Origin of the sequence: Pseudomonas sp. PS02288, from assembly GCF_029959715.1 — a bacterium.
GTDB lineage: Bacteria > Pseudomonadota > Gammaproteobacteria > Pseudomonadales > Pseudomonadaceae > Pseudomonas_O > Pseudomonas_O kuykendallii.
In genome coordinates, this window is sequence record NZ_JASCPA010000074.1 from 1 (window position 1) to 17920 (window position 17920).

At 66.1% G+C, this 17920-nt stretch carries 12 protein-coding genes; 6 read left to right on the forward strand and 6 right to left on the reverse strand.

Annotation, left to right across the window (positions count from 1 at the left end; all coding sequences use genetic code 11):
* Window positions 1-210 precede the first annotated feature (210 nt).
* Window positions 211-1197 carry a GTPase gene (gene yjiA, locus QMX85_RS21150; protein ID WP_282344195.1) on the forward strand — a complete coding sequence of 329 codons (987 nt, stop codon included), beginning with the start codon at window positions 211-213 and terminating at the stop codon, window positions 1195-1197.
* A 51-nt stretch (window positions 1198-1248) separates the two neighbouring features.
* Here the strand turns inward: yjiA and mqo are convergent, their stop codons facing one another.
* The 3 genes from mqo to QMX85_RS21165 form a co-directional block, all read right to left on the reverse strand.
* Entirely contained in the window at window positions 1249-2892 is a 1644-nt protein-coding gene (mqo, locus tag QMX85_RS21155) for a malate dehydrogenase (quinone) (RefSeq protein ID WP_282344197.1), read from the reverse strand.
* Between the two features lie 424 nt (window positions 2893-3316).
* A complete protein-coding gene (gene glyA / locus QMX85_RS21160; RefSeq protein ID WP_282344198.1) occupies window positions 3317-4570 on the reverse strand; it encodes a serine hydroxymethyltransferase in 1254 nt (417 codons plus the stop codon).
* A 160-nt stretch (window positions 4571-4730) separates the two neighbouring features.
* Window positions 4731-8873 (reverse strand): EAL domain-containing protein, encoded by a 4143-nt coding sequence (locus tag QMX85_RS21165; RefSeq protein ID WP_282344200.1) that lies wholly within the window; start codon window positions 8871-8873, stop codon window positions 4731-4733.
* 406 nt (window positions 8874-9279) lie between these two features.
* Between QMX85_RS21165 and ettA the strand changes: the two genes are divergently transcribed.
* The 5 genes from ettA to siaD all read left to right on the forward strand — a co-directional run bounded on the left by ettA (window position 9280) and on the right by siaD (window position 14859).
* On the forward strand, window positions 9280-10947 hold the full coding sequence (ettA, locus tag QMX85_RS21170; protein WP_282344202.1) for an energy-dependent translational throttle protein EttA: 1668 nt from the start codon (window positions 9280-9282) through the stop codon (window positions 10945-10947).
* A gap of 151 nt (window positions 10948-11098) precedes the next feature.
* On the forward strand, window positions 11099-13090 hold the full coding sequence (gene siaA / locus QMX85_RS21175) for a biofilm regulation protein phosphatase SiaA (RefSeq protein WP_282344205.1): 1992 nt from the start codon (window positions 11099-11101) through the stop codon (window positions 13088-13090).
* 28 nt (window positions 13091-13118) lie between these two features.
* Entirely contained in the window at window positions 13119-13661 is a 543-nt protein-coding gene (siaB, locus tag QMX85_RS21180) for a biofilm regulation protein kinase SiaB (protein WP_282344207.1), read from the forward strand.
* Between the two features lie 20 nt (window positions 13662-13681).
* Window positions 13682-14059, forward strand: coding sequence for a biofilm regulation phosphoprotein SiaC (siaC, locus tag QMX85_RS21185; protein WP_282344209.1), 378 nt, complete (start codon window positions 13682-13684; stop codon window positions 14057-14059).
* Between the two features lie 14 nt (window positions 14060-14073).
* On the forward strand, window positions 14074-14859 hold the full coding sequence (gene siaD, locus QMX85_RS21190; protein WP_282344211.1) for a biofilm regulation diguanylate cyclase SiaD: 786 nt from the start codon (window positions 14074-14076) through the stop codon (window positions 14857-14859).
* Here the strand turns inward: siaD and QMX85_RS21195 are convergent, their stop codons facing one another.
* The 3 genes from QMX85_RS21195 to QMX85_RS21205 form a co-directional block, all read right to left on the reverse strand.
* On the reverse strand, window positions 14860-15375 hold the full coding sequence (locus tag QMX85_RS21195; RefSeq protein WP_282344213.1) for a gluconokinase: 516 nt from the start codon (window positions 15373-15375) through the stop codon (window positions 14860-14862).
* 138 nt (window positions 15376-15513) lie between these two features.
* Window positions 15514-15867: a hypothetical protein gene (locus QMX85_RS21200; RefSeq protein ID WP_273230229.1), complete on the reverse strand. Its 354-nt coding sequence runs from the start codon at window positions 15865-15867 to the stop codon at window positions 15514-15516.
* A 96-nt stretch (window positions 15868-15963) separates the two neighbouring features.
* Entirely contained in the window at window positions 15964-17823 is a 1860-nt protein-coding gene (locus tag QMX85_RS21205) for a DUF4105 domain-containing protein (protein ID WP_282344214.1), read from the reverse strand.
* Window positions 17824-17920: the final 97 nt, after the last annotated feature.

Genomic DNA, 17920 nt, shown 5'->3' on the forward strand with positions numbered 1-17920 from the left:
AAGGGGCGACCCAGCCGCGGCGGCTCCGCCCGCCGCGCCCGGCCGCGGGCGGGGCGCGACCGGCGATTCCGATGTATCCGCGCGCCACGCCTCGTCGTGGCGCGTTCTTTTTCAGGGTGGATCGGGGCGCGTAGCCGGCGCCTCGTTCCTCCTCCGGTAAATCGCTCGGTGGATCGAGAAGGCGTGATCCACCCTCCGCAGGACGATCCGATGTCATCCATACCTACCTCCTTTCCCATCCCGGTGACCGTACTCAGCGGTTTTCTCGGTGCCGGCAAGACCACCCTGTTGCGCCACATGCTGGACGCCGAGCACGGCCTCAAGCTGGCGGTGATCGAGAACGAGTACAGCGACACGCCGATCGACAGCCAGTTGCTCGGCAGCGAGCCGGTGCAGGTGATGACGCTGGCCAACGGCTGCGTCTGCTGTTCGATCCATGTCGAGCTGGAGAAGGCGCTCTATCTACTGCTGGACAAGCTCGACAGCGGCGAACTGGCGTTCGACCGGTTGGTGATCGAATGCACCGGCCTGGCCGACCCGGCGCCGGTGGCGCAGACCTTCTTCGCCGGCGACGAGCTGTGCGAGCGCTACGTGCTCGACGGAATCGTCACCCTGGTGGACGCCGCCAACGCCGCGCGCCACCTGCAGGAAACCATCGCCCAGGCCCAGGTCGGGTTCGCCGACCGCATCCTGCTGAGCAAGACCGACCTGGTGGATGCCGCCGCGGTCGAGGCGCTGGAGCAGCGGCTGCAGCGGATCAACCGCCGCGCGCCGATCCGCGTGGTCGAGCATGGCCGCATCGATCTCGCCGAGTTGCTGGACATCCGCGGCTTCAACCTCAACGCCGACATCGGCCCGTCGTTGAGCCTGCGCCCACTGGCGCCCGCCGGCGCGACGCCGGATCGCATCGCCACGCTGGTGCTCAGGAGCGACCGGGCGCTGGACATCGACCGGCTCAGCGCTTTCATGGAGCGCCTGCTGGAGACCCACGGCAACTCGCTGCTGCGCTACAAGGGCGTGCTGGACATTGCCGGCGAAGACCGCCGGATGGTGTTCCAGGGCGTGCTGCGTCTGTACGGCTTCGACTTCGACAGCGAGTGGGGTGCCGACGAAAAGCGCGAGAGCGTGATCGTGTTTATCGGCGACAACCTGCCGGAAGACGCGATTCGCCAGGGGTTCGCCGAACTCGGCGCATAAAAAAACAGGCTCCCGAGGGAGCCTGTCTGTTTCAGCCGAACGAGCTGGCGATCAGAGTGCCATGTCGCTCGCCGCGTCTTCCTTGCGCGGCGCCTCGTCTCCGCTCGGAGTCGGCGCAACGCTGGCCTTGTTGACCGGCGGCGGCGTGGTCAGCTGCAGGACACCCGCGGTGTAGTTCCATTCCTCGGCCACGCGATCCGGGCTGTCGTTGAGCCGGGTGCCGTAGCTCGGCACGATCTGCCGGATCTTGGCTTGCCACGCGGGCGTGGCGACCTTGTCCTGGAACACCTTCTCCAGCACGCCCAGCATGATCGGCGCGGCGGTCGACGCGCCCGGCGAGGCGCCCAGCAAGCCGGCGATGCTGCGGTCTTCGGAGGCGACGATCTCGGTGCCGAGCTTCAGCACGCCGCCTTTCTCGGCATCGCGCTTGATGATCTGCACGCGCTGGCCGGCTTGCCACAGACGCCAGTCTTCCTTCTTCGCGTTGGGGAAGTACTCGCGCAGGGCGGCCATGCGGTCGTCGTCCGACAGCATCAGCTGACCGGCGAGGTACTCGACCAGCGGGTACTCGGCGATGCCGACCTTGGTCATCGGCCAGACGTTGTGGGTGTTGGTGCTGGTCAGCAGGTCAAGGTAGGAACCCTGCTTGAGGAACTTGGTGGAGAAGGTGGCGAAGGGCCCGAACAGGATCACGCGCTTGCCGTCGAGTACGCGGGTGTCCAGGTGCGGAACCGACATCGGCGGTGCGCCGACCGACGCCTTGCCATAGGCCTTGGCCAGGTGCTGCTGGGCGATGGAGGGGTTCTCGGTGACCAGGAACGAGCCGCCGACCGGGAAGGCGCCGTATTCGCGCGCTTCCGGAATGCCGGACTTCTGCAGCAGGTGCAGCGCGCCGCCACCGGCGCCGATGAAGACGAACTTGGCGTCGGTCTGCGTCTCGCTGTTGTCCTTCAGGTTCTTGTAGGTCACGCGCCAGGAGCCGTCCTGGTTGCGCGTGATGTCCTCGACTTCGCTGGACAGCTTGAGCGAGAAGTTCTCCTTGCTCTCGAGGTTGGCGACGAACTGGCGGGTGATTTCGCCGAAGTTCATGTCGGTGCCGATCGGCGTCCAGGTCGCGGCTATCTTCTGCGTCGGGTCGCGGCCTTCCATCATCAGCGGAACCCACTGCCTGATCTGCGCCGGGTCCTCGGAGTACTGCATGCCGCTGAACAGCGGGCTGGCTTGCAGCGCCTCGTAGCGCCTCTTCAGGAAGGCGATGTTGTCATCGCCCCAGACGAAGCTCATGTGCGGGGTGGAGTTGATGAACGAGCGCGGATTCTTCAGCACGCCCTGGCGAACCTGCCAGGACCAGAACTGGCGCGAGACCTGGAACGACTCGTTGATCTCGATCGCCTTGGAGATGTCGATCTTGCCGTTCTTGTCTTCGGGGGTGTAGTTCAGCTCGGCGAGGGCCGAGTGGCCGGTGCCGGCGTTGTTCCAGCCGTTCGAGCTTTCCTCGGCGACGCCGTCCAGACGCTCGACCATTTCCATGGTCCAGCCCGGTTCCAGTTCGTTGAGCCAGATGCCCAGGGTGGAACTCATGATGCCGCCGCCGATGAGCAGGACATCGACCTTCTTCGCCTCTTCGGCGAATGCGGACGGGGTGCCCATGGCGATCGCAAGGCCAAGCAGGGCAGGATTGAGTTTCTTGAACATCTTCAGATTCCCATAGTGAACGAGCATCCACGCCAGCCTGACGGGCATCAGCCTCGCTCGCTCACGATGGTCTGCGCGGACATGGCCGCATCGACTGGACATGGACATATGGAGGTCGGCATTCGCCTTGCCCCCAACTTCCTGTCTCTCCGCGCTGACTTGTTGTTCGTCGTTGGAATCTGCTGCTTGAGTGACATTCTGTTTGCTGGATCGGGCTGCACGCCTGTCGATCAGCGGGTTCTGTTCGGCCACCGGGGGTGAGGGGCGCGACAAAACAGCGCAGCATCATATCACGCCCCGCAATTGCCGTGCTCCGGGCAACGCCACGTGCCGCGTGGCCTGGGCGTCGCCTCCGGCGCGCTTACCTGAACGGCGGGCAAGAAAAAGCCCGGCATCGGCCGGGCTCTTCTGTCGCGGTTGCGGGTTACTTGCCGTAAACCGGCAGGCGCGTGCAGATCGCCTTGACCTTCTCGCGCACGCTGGCTTCGATGCCTTCATCGCCGAGGTTGCCCAGCAGGTCGCAGATCCAGCCGGCCAGCTCTCGGCAGTCGGCTTCGACGAAACCCCGGGTGGTCACGGCCGGGGTGCCGATGCGCAGGCCGGAGGTGACGAAGGGCGAGCGCGGATCGTTGGGTACCGAGTTCTTGTTCACGGTGATGTGGGCGCGGCCAAGGGCGGCGTCCGCGTCCTTGCCGGTGATGTCCTGCTTGATCAGCGAGAGCAGGAACAGGTGGTTCTGGGTGCCGCCGGAAACCACGTCGAAGCCGCGCTCGATGAACACTTCGGCCATTGCCTGGGCGTTCTTCACCACCTGCTGCTGGTAGGCCTTGAACTCGGGCTGCAGGGCCTCCTTGAAGCACACCGCCTTGGCCGCGATCACGTGCTCCAGCGGGCCGCCCTGGGCGCCGGGGAATACGGCAGAGTTGAGCTTCTTCTCGATCTCGGCATTGGCCTTGGCGAGGATCAGGCCGCCGCGCGGGCCGCGCAGGGTCTTGTGGGTGGTGGTGGTGACCACGTCGGCGAACGGCACCGGGTTCGGGTAGACGCCGGCGGCGACCAGACCGGCCACGTGGGCCATGTCGACGAACAGGTAGGCACCGACCTTGTCGGCGATTTCGCGGAAGCGCGGGAAGTCCAGCACCTGCGAGTAGGCGGAGAAGCCGGCGACGATCATCTTCGGCTTGTGCTCGAGGGCCAGGCGCTCGACTTCGTCGTAGTCGATCAGGCCGTTGCCGTCGATGCCGTACTGCACGGCGTTGTACAGCTTGCCGGAAGAGGACACGGAGGCGCCGTGGGTGAGGTGACCGCCGTGGGCCAGGCTCATGCCGAGGATGGTGTCACCTGCCGAGAGCAGCGCCAGGTAAACGGCCGAGTTGGCCTGCGAGCCGGCGTGCGGCTGGACGTTGGCGTAGTCGGCGCCGAACAGTTCCTTGGCGCGGTCGATGGCGATCTGCTCGACCACGTCGACGTGTTCGCAACCGCCGTAGTAACGCTTGCCCGGATAGCCTTCGGCGTATTTGTTGGTCAGCACCGAACCCTGCGCTTCCATCACCGCCGGGCTGGTGTAGTTCTCCGAGGCGATCAGCTCGATGTGGTCTTCCTGGCGCTGGGCTTCCTGCTCCATGGCGGCGAAAAGCTCGGCATCGAAGCGGGCAAGGGTCAAATCTCGGCTGAACATGGCAATCCCCTGGATCGTCTGGGAGGTGGTGGAGAGGCGCGAATTCTACCTGAAGCAGCGCGGGCTGACACATGAGGCGGCGTCATGCGCTGGACGAGCGGGGTTCATCCACGCGCGACGAATGCCGCGACGGCCGTGCCGCGGCCGTCTGCGGCGGGCTTCAGCTGAGCACGAAGAGCGCCGCGCCGCTGAACATCGACTCGAACTGGGCGGCCGGCATCGGTCGGCCGAACAGGTAGCCCTGCACCTCGTCGCAGCCGTGTTGGCGAAGGAAATCCAGCTGCGCCTGGGTCTCGACGCCCTCGGCGATCACCGAGAGGTTGAGGCTGTGGGCCATGGCGATGATCGCGCGGGCGATCTGCGCGTCCTGTTCGCCCTCCGGCAGGCCGTCGACGAAGCTGCGATCGATCTTCAGCACGTCGATGGGGAACTGCTTGAGGTAGTTCAGCGAGGAGTAGCCGGTGCCGAAATCATCCACCGCGATGCACAGGCCGAGGCGCTTGAGGTTGTCGAGGATCTGCATGGTCTCGGCGACGTCGCGCATCAGGATGCTCTCGGTCAGCTCCAGTTCCAGGCAGGCGGCCGGTACGCCGCTGTCCTTGAGGATGCAGGCGATGCGCTCACCGAGCTGGCCGTCGGAGAACTGCCGCGCGGAAAGGTTCACGGAAATCTTCGGCAGGCGCACTCGCGCCTGGTGCCAGGCCTTGAGCTGGCGACAGGCTTCCTTCAGCACCCAGTCGCCGACCGGCACCACCAGGCCGATTTCCTCCAGCACCGGGACGAAGTCGTTCGGCGGCACCAGCCCGCGGGTAGGGTGCTCCCAGCGCAGCAAGGCCTCGGCACCGGTCAGGCGCTTGCCGTCGCCGGACAGCTGCGGTTGGTAGTGGAGGACGAACTGGCCCTGCTCCAGCGCATGGCGCAGGTCGCTTTCCAGCTCCAGGCGCTCCAGGGCGCTGGCGTTCATCTCGGCCTGGTAGAACTGGAAGTTGTTCTTGCCGCGCTCCTTGGCGTGATACATCGCGGTGTCGGCGTTCTTCATCAACTGGCTCAGTTCCTCGCCGTCCTGCGGGCTGAGGGCGATGCCGATGCTGGCGGTGACGAAGAACTCGCGGCCTTCGAGGATGAACGGCCGGGAAAGGCTGGCGAGGATCTGCTCGCCCACGTGGATCGCCCGTTTCAGCGCGCTTTCGCGGCAATCCTGGGCACGCAGCAACAGGGTGAACTCGTCGCCGCCCATGCGCGCCACGGTGTCCGAGTCGTCGCCGCAGGCGGCCAGGCGTAGCGCCACTTCCTGGAGCATGCGGTCGCCGGCGGCATGGCCCAGGGAGTCGTTGATCGGCTTGAAGCGGTCCAGGTCGAGGAACATCAGCACCACCCAGTCCTCGCGCCGTTCCGCGGACTGCAGCGCGGTGTACAGGCGGTCCTGGAACAGCGTGCGGTTGGGCAGGTGGGTCAGCGGATCGTAGTAGGCCAGGCGGTGGATGCGCTGCTCGCTGGCCTTGCGCTCGCTCATGTCGCTGAAGAAGCAGACGTAGCTGACCAGGTCCTTCTCGTCGTCGTGGACCGCGGTGATGCCCACCCAGGCCGGGTAGTTCTCGCCGTTGTGGCGCTTGAGCCAGACCTCGCCTTCCCAACTGCCGTGCTGGTTGAGCTGGGCGAGGATGTACTGCATGTGCCCGCTCTGCTGGCTTTCTGCGGTGAGCAGGTTGGGCAACTGGTCGAGCACCTGGGCGCTGGCGTAGCCGCTGATGCGGCTGAAGGCTTCGTTGACCTGGACGATGTAGCCGGCCGGGTCGGTGACCAGGATCGCCGCGGTCGAGTGCTCGAACACCGTCGCCGCCATGCGCAGTTCCTTCTCCGCGCGGCGTTGCGGGCTGATGTCGCGGACGATGCCGAGCATGCCCTCGAAGCGCCCGTGCTCGTCCCACATCGGCATCGCGCGCAGTTCCACGGTGATCTTGCGGCCGTCAGCGCGCAGGCAGTCGAGAACGAACATCTGCATCTGGTGTTCGTTGCGCAGCTCGATCATCAGCAGCGGATTACGCTGCGCCTCGCGGATGCGGTCGAGCAGGGCCTCGAAGCCGCCCAGCTGCGCCGGATTGGCGATCAGGCTGCCCATGCCGTTGCGCATGATCCAGTCGCTGTCGTAGCCGAGCAGCTCGCGCACCGACGGGCTCAGGTAGTTGAGCCGCAGGTCGTCGTCGGTGGTGAAGATCACGTCGCTGATGCTCTCCGCCAGCAGGCGGTAGCGGCGCTCGCTGTCGCGCAGCGATTCGCTGGCCTCGATCTGCTCGGTGATGTCCTTGGCGACGCCGATCAGGTGCTTCACGCGGCCGTCGGGCGTCCGCGAGAGCGCCTGTTCGCGGATGCTGAACCAGTGCCAGCGGCCATTGCGATGGCGCCAGCGCAACTGCGATTCGAGCAACTGGTTCTGCCCGACGACCTGCTGCAGGGCGCGGATGCGCCAGTAGTAGTCGCTGTCGTCGGGATGCAGGATCTGCTCCCAGAAGTGCTGGCCCATGGCGCGCAGTTCCGGTTTGCTGTAGCCGAGCTTGAGGCCTAGGCTGTGGTTGCTGTAGACCACCTCTCGGCTGAGCATGTCGTGCACGTAGAGCATGTCCGGCGCCGCGCGCACCACCTCCGACCAGAACCGCTCGCGCTCGATCAGCGACAGTTCGACCCGCTTGCGGCTGGTGATGTCGCTGACGCTCAGGGTGACGGCGTGGTAGTCCTGTTCCTGCTCCGGCAGGCGCAGCACCATCCACAGATGGCGCTCGTCCCCCGCGGGCGTGAGGATGCGGGCTTCCATCTCGAGCCGCCGTTGTCCCTCGAGCAGCGCGGCGATCAGCTGGAAGCGCAGGCCTTCGGCGTGCAGTGGCGAATCCCCGAGCAGGTGCTGCCAGGCGCTTTCGATGCTGTTCACGCCCACCAGCTGCAGCGCCACCTGGTTCGCTTCGGTGATGCGCATCTGTGCCACCAGTTCGGCGTGACGCTGCGGGTTGGCCTGAATCCAGGCCTGCAGCGACTCGGCGTCGACGATGCCCTGGTTGCGCAGGAACGGCGGCAGGCCGGCCAGGTCGAGGACGCAGAGGGCGATGCCGGTGCCCTCGAAGATGTCCTGGTAGCGGCGCCGGGTTTCCTGCAGCACGCGCATGCTCTGCTGCTCTTCGGTGACGTCGCGCATCACCCAGACGAAGCCCTGGTGCCGCTCGCCCTCGCTCAGCTCGCTGCGGGTCACCGCGAACAGGCGCGTCTCGCCGTGTTGCGCCAGCTCCACCAGGTCGGTGCCGAGGTCGCGGTGCATGTCGGCGACGTTGATCAGCAGCGGGTCGAGACCGGGCAGCAGGTCGAGGATATGCAGCCCCTGGGCTTCCTCGTCGCTGAGGCCGAAGAGGTCCTCGGCCTGCGGGTTGAGGTAGCTGACGCGACCGTCGGCATGGGTCAGCAGGACGCGTTCCTCGATGGTGCGCAAGGCGCTGGCGGCCTGCCGCAACGAGCGGCGCGAGGCATCGTTGAGTTCGCGCAGCGCACGCTGTTCACGCAGCAGGCCGACCAGCGCGCCGAGTACCAGAAGGCTGCAGACGAGGAACAGCAGGAGCTTGCCGGAAAGCGCCGGCCACTGTGCCGCGCGGGCCTCGGCGACATCGAAGAGCACCCGCAGTTGCCAATCGCTGCCCGGCAACGGGAGCACGCGGATGCTCAGCGAGCGTTCTTCGGCGCTGAGCGGCGCGATTCGCGGGTCCGGGTTGGCGTTCCGTGATCGGCGCGCGATGGCGCGTTGCTCTACCTTGTCCTCCAGCAGCCAGCCGTGGGCGTTCTGCTGCAGCAGCCAGCGGTGCATCGAGTCGCCGCTCAGGCGCAACAGCCAGTGCCCGTGCGGCTGGTCGTCCGCGCTCTGGCGCAGCACGAGGTAGACGGTGCCACCCTCGGTTTCGGCATACAGGTAGTGGAAAGGATCATCCCCGGCGCGGCGTAGCAGGGCAGGCAAAGCGGCGATATCGCCCGACTCGCCCTCGGTGTCTTCCAGCAGTCGGCCCTGCTCGTCCAGCCAGGCGAGGCTGCGCAGGGACGGATAGATGCGTTGCAGGTCGCCGAGCAGGCCGGGACCGCCGAGCCGGGAGAGCGGCGCGGGCCCACGCTGGTGCAGCAGCGCGAGCGCGGCGTGGGCCTTGAGGTCCATGCTGGCGGCGAGGTGGTCGGCGAGCTGGATGCCCGATTCCAAGCTGCGCTGCCGCTCACTGGCCTGGCCTTGCTGGAACTCCTGGCGCAACTGCCAGAGCAGCAGGCTCAGAACCACCAGCACCAACGCGACCAGAATGCCTTTGACCGAACCTCGCCGAGCGCCGTCAACGGCAGGCGGGAGGGATGAGGGCAGCTTCAACACCGGCTATTCCTGCAAAATCAACACTATAGAGAACTGGCGTCTCCCGGAAAAAAGGCGGGCTGGCGCGGGCGGCTAGCATGCCCGGAAAGAAGGCAAACTGCCAGTATGGCCGACGAGCGTGGTTTGCCCTTGCCCGCGTGTTCCGGTAGCTTTGCCGGCACGCGCGGGGGTGAGGCTGGCGCCTGTTCGGCGGCTTTCATCGAAGGTCCGGCAAGGGCTTCATCGTTAGGTTAGGCCAGCCTGCAAAATGTTCCTCGGCGAAGCCTCCCTGCTTCGCCCCAGGGCTCCCGCCCTCATCGAATCCTCTTCCAGTCCAAGGTCCGTCATGGCTCAGTACGTTTACAGCATGCACCGGGTGAGCAAGGTCGTTCCCCCGAAGCGCGAAATCCTCAAGGACATCTCGCTGTCCTTCTTCCCCGGCGCCAAGATCGGCGTGCTTGGCCTCAACGGCGCGGGCAAGTCGACCCTGCTGCGGATCATGGCCGGCGTCGACACCGAGATCGACGGCGAGGCCCGGCCGATGCCCGGCATCAAGGTAGGTTATCTGCCGCAGGAGCCGCAGCTTGACCCGACGAAGACCGTTCGTGACATCGTCGAGGAGGCCGTGGGTGAGATCAAGAACGCCCAGGCGCGGCTGGACGAGGTCTACGCCGCCTATGCCGAGCCGGATGCCGACTTCGACGCGCTGGCCGCCGAGCAGGCCAAGCTGGAAGCCATCCTGCAGGCCTCCGACGGCCATAACCTGGAGCGCCAGCTGGAAGTCGCCGCCGACGCGCTGCGCCTGCCGCCGTGGGACGCCACCATCGAACACCTGTCGGGTGGCGAGAAGCGCCGCGTGGCGCTGTGCCGTCTGCTGCTGTCGGCGCCGGACATGCTCCTGCTCGACGAACCGACCAACCACCTGGACGCCGATTCGGTGGCCTGGTTGGAGCACTTCCTCCACGACTTCCCCGGCACCGTGGTGGCGATCACCCACGATCGCTACTTCCTCGACAACGTTGCCGGCTGGATCCTCGAGCTCGACCGCGGCCATGGCATCCCCTACGAAGGCAACTACTCCGGCTGGCTGGAATCGAAGTCCGCCCGCCTGGCCCAGGAAGCCAAGCAGGAGGCCTCCCACGCGAAAGCGATGAAGGCCGAACTGGAATGGGTGCGCCAGGGCGCCAAGGCGCGTCAGGCCAAGTCCAAGGCGCGCCTGCAGCGATTCGAGGAAATGCAGTCCCAGGAATTCCAGAAGCGTAGTGAAACCAATGAAATCTACATCCCCGCCGGTCCGCGCCTGGGCGACAAGGTCATCGAGTTCCACGGCGTGACCAAGGGCTACGGCGATCGCGTGCTGATCGACAATCTCAGCTTCAGCGTGCCGAAGGGCGCGATCGTCGGCGTGATCGGCGGCAACGGCGCGGGCAAGTCGACCCTGTTCCGCATGATCACCGGCAAGGAGCAGCCCGATTCCGGCAGCATCGAGATCGGCGACACCGTGCAGATCGCCAGCGTCGATCAGAGCCGCGACATGCTCGAAGGCAACAAGACCGTCTGGGAACAGGTGTCCGACGGCTTCGACATGATCAAGGTCGGCAGCTACGAAGTGCCGTCGCGTGGCTACGTAGGGCGGTTCAACTTCAAGGGCGCCGACCAGCAGAAGTTCGTCAAGGACCTCTCCGGCGGTGAGCGCGGGCGGCTGCACATGGCCCTGACCCTCAAGCAGGGCGGCAACGTGCTGCTGCTCGACGAACCGTCCAACGACCTCGACATCGAGACTCTGCGGGCCCTCGAGGAAGCGCTGCTGGACTTCCCTGGCGCGGCCATCGTGATTTCCCACGATCGGTGGTTCCTCGACCGCATCGCCACGCACATCCTGGCCTACGAAGACGACTCCAACGTGACCTTCTTCGAAGGCAACTACACCGAGTACGAGGCCGATCGCAAGAAACGCCTCGGCGACGCGGCCGCTCAGCCCCACCGGGTGAAGTACAAGAAGCTGGCGCAGTAGCCGCGAGCCACGACGGAGCCGAAAGGCTCCGTTTTCGTTTGCGACGCCGCTTTTCCCACTGGTGGCGGTTGCTGCCTATACGGGATAATCGCCCGCGCGCATCCCATCGACCTGCATGCGCGGATCGGCCACGGCACTGAATGGAGTTCACATGGCGGCACTTGGCTTGCGCGGAAAATCGTTGCTGGCGTTACTGCTGACCTGCCTGTTGGCCCTGGGAATGGCCGGATTGGTCGGCTGGCAGGCCCTCAAGGGCGTGCAGAATCGCTACGGCGAGGCCTATGGGCGCAACGTCGCCCAGCTCAACCGGGAGAAGATCGCCGCCCCGGTATCGCGGGAACTAGCCCTGGCGATGCGTCTGGCCGATTCGGAAATCACCCGTCAGTGGCTGCTCGACGAGAACGATGCCGCGAAACGCGCGCTGTTCTTCCGCGAAGCCGCGGGATACCAGAAGGTGTTCGCCGAGGGCACCTATTTCGTGGTTGGCGCCGAACACCTGGGCTACTACTTCAATGACGGCAGCAAGCCCTTCAGCGACCAGCCGCGCTACCTGCTCAACAAGGGCGACGCAAAGGACGACTGGTTCTTCCGCAGTCTCAGCGACCCGGCGCCGTACAAGCTCAACGTGGACCGCAACCTGGAGTCCCGCGACCTCAAGGTGTGGTTCAACATCCCGGTCAGCGACGGCGACCGGCGCATCGGCGTGCTCGGTTCGGGCATCAGCCTGTCCTCGTTCCTCGATGACTTCGTCACCGCCAACACCGCCGGCGTGCTGTCCATGGTGCTGGACGGGCAGGCGTCGATCCTGGTGCATCCGGATGAGAGTCTGGTCGCCGAGAACGCCGACGGGGCGACCGGCCGTTCGGTGGCCACCAGCATCTACGGTCAGCTCGACAACGTCGATGATTCCGCTGCGGTGCGCGGCGCGCTGGCCGACGCGAAGAGCAAACCGGGCAGCGTCGAAACCCTCTGGGTGAGCATGGATGGCCGCACCCAGCTGCTGGCGCTGGCGTGGATTCCGGAGCTGGACTGGTACGTGGCCAGCGCCATCGACCTGGGCGTGGCGCAGGTCATCGAGCTGGATTCGCTGGTGCCGGCCCTGATCGCCTTCGTCATCATCATGCTGCTGCTGATCGGTGGCGTCGCCTGGCTGGTGGAGAAGCGCGTGCTCAAGCCGCTGCGCCTGCTGCGCCACAGCGCTCAGGCGATGGCTGCGGGGCAGTACGACGCGCCGCTGCCGGTCGATCGCGATGACGAGATCGGCGAGCTGAGCGCGGCCTTCGGCGTGATGGCGCAGAAGGTCCGCAGCCACACCAGCGAGCTGGAAAGCCGCGTGCGCGAGCGTACCCGGGCGCTGGAACAGGCCAACCGCGAGATGGCCGCCGCGCACAAGAAGATCGACGACTCCATTGACTACGCGAGCCTGATCCAGCACGCGATCCTGCCCAAGCGGCAGTTGGTCACCGCGCTCGGCGAGCGTCACGCCGTGCTCTGGCGCCCGCGTGACGTGGTCGGTGGCGATTTCTACGTCTACCGCGCCGGCGATGGCGGTTGCCTGTTCGGCGTGGTCGACTGCGCCGGACATGGCGTTCCCGGCGCGCTGATGACCATGCTCGCCCACGCCGCCATCGACCAGGCGATTGCCGATGTCGGCCTGGCCGATCCCGCCGTGGTGCTGGCCCGCACCGACCGCATCGTGCGCAGCATGCTGCGTGACGATGTCGAGCAGCCGGCTCTGGCGACCAACATGGACGTCGGCCTCGCCTATGTGGATTTCCAGACCCGCGAGGTGACCTTCTCCGGCGCCAAGATCGCCCTTTACTACAGCGACGGCGAGACGCTCGAGGAGCTGCCGGCGGCGCGCCGCGCGATCGGCGACAAGCGCATTGGCGAATACACCAATGCGCGGATCGCCCTGCAGAGCGGGCGCACCTTCTACCTGACCACCGATGGTTTTCTCGATCAGGCCGGTGGTGAGTTAGGCTATGGCTTCGGCAACAGCCGCTTTGCCGAGATGATTCGCCGCCATGCGCGTCTTCCTTTGGCCGAACAGGGCGCCGCTTTCAGTGCGACCCTGGCCGAGTACCAGGGCGACTACCCCCAGCGCGACGACATTACGATGCTGTGTTTCCGTTTCGATTGAGAGCGTTGTCCAACCCGGAGCTTGCCAAATGGAATCCCTTGACCTTTTTGCCATGCGCGAGAGCTACAACCGCCAGCAGATAATGCTCTGCTTCAACGGTCCCATCTCGCGCAGCCTGATCGAGGAGATCGGTAATGCTTTGCGCAATTACCTGACCGCCGATCACGCCCACCCGTCCTCCGCGATGGACGTGTTTGCGGTCTACATCGAGATGACCCAGAACATCCGCCATTACACCAAGGTAAAGAACTGGTCCGACCAGGAAGCCGGGGCCACCGTAGTAGTGGCGCGCAATGAGGCCGGGCGTTACGTGGTGTCCGCGGGCAACCTGATCGAATCGGCCGACGGCGAGAACCTGTTGAGCGCGGTGAAGAAGCTGGCCGAGATGGACAAGGCCCAGCTCAAGGCGATGTACAAGGAACAGTTGCGCCGTCCGCGCGACGAGAACGTGGTATCCGGCGCCGGCCTCGGGCTGATCGACATTGCCCGTAAATCCAGCGAGCCCCTGCAGGCTACCCTGCGGGAAGTCGCCGGTGGCCGTGCTTTCATCAGCTTGAGCGCCGTTATCTGACATTAAGAGCACTCCGCCAAATGACTAATTTTTCCATTCCGGGCAGCCAGTCCTCCCCTTCCATCCAGTCCGACTGGGACAAGGGAGTCTTGTCCATGCAGGGCGACTCCTACCCTGAGAATTCCTACGAACTGTTCCGCCAGGTGTTCGAGTGGATCGAGCGCTTCTTCGCCGAAGCCGACCGTCCGCTGACCCTGGAGCTGCGCCTGCTGTACCTCAACACCAGCAGCATCAAGGCGATGATGGACATCTTCGACCTGCTCGAGGCGGCGCATGGCGAGGGCAAGCAGGTCGCGGTGAACTGGCATTACGACCGGCGCAACGAGCGCGTGGTCGAGCTTGCCGAAGAGTTCAAGGAAGACTGCAGCTTCCCCTTCGCGATCCTCAGTCACGACTAAGCAGGGTTCATCCTATGCGTGGACAAAGCGCGCTCGAGGAAATGATCGAAAAGTTGCTCGCCGACCCGCAGCACAAGGACCATGCATTGCGCGATGCCCTGAACCTGCTGTGGGAGTCGCACAACGATCTGCTGGTGCGCATCGAGCGCATCACCCGGGTTTCGGACGGCTACCAGAGCATCGCCCGCGAGCGCGAGCTGAGCCTTTCCGCGCGCTTCGACAAGCAGTTGCGCCAGCTGGAAAAGGTCGCGCGCATTTCCGACCGCTACCAGCAGATGATGCGCGACCTGAACATCGCGCTGAAGGAAGCCTCCACCCATGACGCATTGACCGGCATCGGCAACCGCCGGCTGCTGATGGAACGCCTGCGCGACGAAGCCGACCGTGCCAAGCGCTACGAGCGCCCGCTCAGCGTGGTGATGCTCGATATCGACCGCTTCAAGGCGATCAACGACGATTTCGGCCACGAGATCGGCGACCGCGTGTTGATCGAGATCGCCCGCGTCATGGAAGCCGAAGTGCGCGAGCAGGACCTCTGCGGTCGCTGGGGCGGCGAGGAGTTCCTGATCCTGATGCCGGAGACCGATGTGACCACCGCCGCCCAAGTGATGGAACGGGTGCGCGCCAGCATCGGCACCCTGGCGGTGCGGGTGAACAACGAGCTGCTGTCGGTGACGGTAAGTGTCGGCGTCGCCGCACTGCATACCGACGAGAACTACTCCAGCACCATCAACCGCGCCGACGTCGCCCTGCTTTCGGCCAAGCGCAGCGGGCGCAACCGCGTCGAGGTCGACGCCTAGTCAGGCCTGAGCGTCGCCTTCCGTGTCGCGGTTGAGCCGCTGCAGGATGTCCGCGACGATTTGCTCGGGCGACGCGTCGATGTCCACCAGCAGCGCCTCGCCTTCCTGCGGTTTCTCCAGCGTCTGCAACTGACTGCGCAGCAGGCGCGGATCGAAGAAATGCCCGCCGCGACCGGCCAGCCGCTTGGCCAGCAACGCCTCCGAACCGTCGAGGAACACCCAGCGCACCGCGGGATCGTCGCCGCCGAGCGCATCGCGGTAGGCGTGCTTGAGCGCGGAACAGGCGAACACCCAGTCGCGCGCCTGGCCTTTCTTCTCATCGATCGCCGCCCGCAGGCTGGCCAGCCACGGACGGCGGTCGTCCTCGTCCAGGGGCACGCCGCGGGCCATCTTCGCCTTGTTGGCCTCGCTGTGGAATTCGTCGGCATCGGAAAACCCGCAGCGCAGGCGCGCCGCCAGCTGCGCTCCGATGGTGGTCTTGCCGCTGCCGGAAACGCCCATGACGATCACGATCATGCGCCGTTCGCCCGGCGCGCGCGGATGGAGGAGGTGTAAAGCGTGACGGCGATGGCGTGGTTCATGGCGAGTCCCGGAAACGGCGAATGCCGACATGCTGCCAGATTTACAGCGGGTCGGCGGTCCGTTGGTCCTGTCTCAGTTGTGGCTCAGTGCCTTGGCCATGGCCTGGCTCTCGTGTTGGCGCCACGCGCGATCACGGTCGCTGCCGATGCGCTCGAGCGCATCCTGGCGGTCCTCGCTGATCCGCTGCGCCTGGCATTGGTTGAAACCGTCGGACCAGCCGGTGGCGTAGGTGGCATCGGCGAGGAAGCGCGGCACGTCCTTGCGGAATTCGCCGGTGATCGCCCCGGCCGCCTGTCGGCCGCTGCCGCAACCGTCCTGGAAACCATCGGCGAAGGCCGGCGGATAGCCGGCGGCGAGCAGTTGTTCATGGGTGGTCTGGCAGCCCGCTAGGAGCAGCAGGGCGAGGAGTAGAGCGTGACGCACGATGGCCTCCGGCACCGTCGAAGAAGGGCGACGGGCAGAGGCATTGTCGGCGCGCGGGGGTGAGAAATTCGTCAAGAACGCGTGACGCGTTCGTCATGATCAGTAGTGGTACCAGCGCAGCTCCAGCATCAGTTCGTTGCGCGGCTGGTCGAAGTGACTGAAGTCGCGCTGCGCGGTGAGGCGGAGGCCGAGGTTGCGCGACAGCTCCCACTGCTGGTTGAGCGACAGCGCACGGCGGACCTCGCCGTTGTGGAAGTAGTCGCCGCGCGCCTCCAGGCTCAGGTTGCCCAGCGCATTGCGCCACAGCAACCCGCTATCGAAGCCCAGCGCGGGCGCGATGAGGCCGGCGAAGTCCGGGTTGTTCTCCAGCCGCGTGGTCGCCAGGGCGAAGCCGAGCAGATCGTCGCCCAGCGCCCAGCTGCCGCCGGCACCGCCGTTCAGCTGGCGCACCAGGGTCTGCTTGCCGTCGCGTCCGGCGACCCGCTCCAGGCCGGTGGAGACTTGCCAGGAGAGCGGCTGCAGCAGGCGATTGCGCGGTGTCAGCGAGCGGATGCTGGCCAGGTCCAAGCGCTGCAGTTGCCAGTGCTCGTCCTCGTACTGGCGCACGCGCAGGTCGAGGATCTCGATCTGCGCGCCGATAGGGAAGCCGGCACCGTTGTCGTTCAGGTCGTGATAGGCCATGCGCAAGCCGTACTCGGCGAAGGCCTCGCCATCGCGGCTGCCGGCGCCGAGCTGCCAGGTGCGCGATTCGTGCCCGGTTTCCGGCAGCCCCGGCCGTTCAACCGTCAGCGCCGGCGGTGGCGTGCGGTTGATCGCCCTGAGCAGCGCGTAACTGCGCTCAGCGCCCACGCTGTCGCGTTCCTCGCCGGTGGCGCGGTAGCGGACCAGGCGATACGCGGCGTCCTGGACCAGCGCCCGGCGCTCGACGGGCAGGGCGGCGAACTGCGGATCGTCGAGGCGTTTCTCGTCGTCGGCCAGGCGCAGCGCCCATTCCTGTTCCTCATTCGACAGCGGTTCGGCGCGCGCCAGCAGTTCCTTTTCCCGCGAGGGGCGGTAGTCGATGCGCTCGACCAGGCCGGCCTCCTTGACCGCGCGCACGGTGTCCGTGGGGATCGCGGTGAGCGGGAACTGATTGGTCAGTTGCAGCCCCGGGCGCGCCACCTGCAGCAGTTCGAGCAGGCGATAGGAGCAGTTCTCGTCGAAGAAGTAGTAGTCGAAGCGGATCTGGTTGAGCTCCCAGACGTGCTCGATCATCCGCGCGGTTTCCTGCGGCGTCAGGTTCAGCCGGTACTCCCAGAGGTCGCGGTTTTCCAGGCGGTTGTACTCGCTGAGCTTCTCCCGATAGGGGACCAGGGAGAAAAGTCCCGGATAGCCGCCGGCGAGGCCTTTCCAGGCGTAGAGGATGCTGTTGTCCATCCCCTCGATCATCGCGCCGAAGTTGAGCGCGTAGCTGAGCAGCGGGCTGCCCTGGTCATCGACGCCTTCGGGATCGATGCGCAGCAGCGTGTGGCCGAACATCGACGACGGGCTGTTCAGGTAGGCGGCCGGAAACACCAGGACCGCGCTATGCGGCGCGACGTCGGCGTACCAGGTGCGGAATTCGTCGCAGCTCGGCTGCGGCAGGTCGTTCAGTTGCAGCTTCTCCCGCAGCCAGCGGGTGCGCGCCGGGTAGCGGCACTGGGCGTGCCGGTCGCCGCTGGCGGTAGGCTCGTAGAGCGCGTTCAGCGTGGCGCTCAGCTCGGCCCGTGGGTCGTGCTCGCCCTGGGCGGAGAGGAAGAACTTTTCGTCGTCGACGTAGCTGCGCCAGCCGCCGAGCGTCTTGCGTTCGTAATGACCGAGGGCCAGCCAGTAGTCGTCCGATGCCAGTTCGGCCAGGCGTTCGGGGGCTATCCGGGGGGCGGCGAGGACGAAGGGTGCGCAGGCGCACAGCAGCAGGCTCGACAGCAGGGCTTTACGCATCCGACTTCCTGTCTGGAAAGAGGCGCGCGCCCCCCCCGGGGGGGGGGGGGGGGGCGGCGCCACCGGGCCGGGGGTTGGGCCCCCGCCGTTGGGGCGG

Coding starts and splice junctions, on each gene's coding strand:
- glyA (WP_282344198.1), bottom strand. CDS start 4,570: ATGTTCAGCCGAGATTTGACCCTTGCCCGCTTCGATGCCGAGCTTTTC.
- mqo (WP_282344197.1), bottom strand. CDS start 2,892: ATGTTCAAGAAACTCAATCCTGCCCTGCTTGGCCTTGCGATCGCCATG.
- QMX85_RS21195 (WP_282344213.1), bottom strand. CDS start 15,375: ATGATCGTGATCGTCATGGGCGTTTCCGGCAGCGGCAAGACCACCATC.
- siaA (WP_282344205.1), top strand. CDS start 11,099: ATGGCGGCACTTGGCTTGCGCGGAAAATCGTTGCTGGCGTTACTGCTG.
- siaC (WP_282344209.1), top strand. CDS start 13,682: ATGACTAATTTTTCCATTCCGGGCAGCCAGTCCTCCCCTTCCATCCAG.
- QMX85_RS21205 (WP_282344214.1), bottom strand. CDS start 17,823: ATGCGTAAAGCCCTGCTGTCGAGCCTGCTGCTGTGCGCCTGCGCACCC.
- siaD (WP_282344211.1), top strand. CDS start 14,074: ATGCGTGGACAAAGCGCGCTCGAGGAAATGATCGAAAAGTTGCTCGCC.
- yjiA (WP_282344195.1), top strand. CDS start 211: ATGTCATCCATACCTACCTCCTTTCCCATCCCGGTGACCGTACTCAGC.
- siaB (WP_282344207.1), top strand. CDS start 13,119: ATGGAATCCCTTGACCTTTTTGCCATGCGCGAGAGCTACAACCGCCAG.
- ettA (WP_282344202.1), top strand. CDS start 9,280: ATGGCTCAGTACGTTTACAGCATGCACCGGGTGAGCAAGGTCGTTCCC.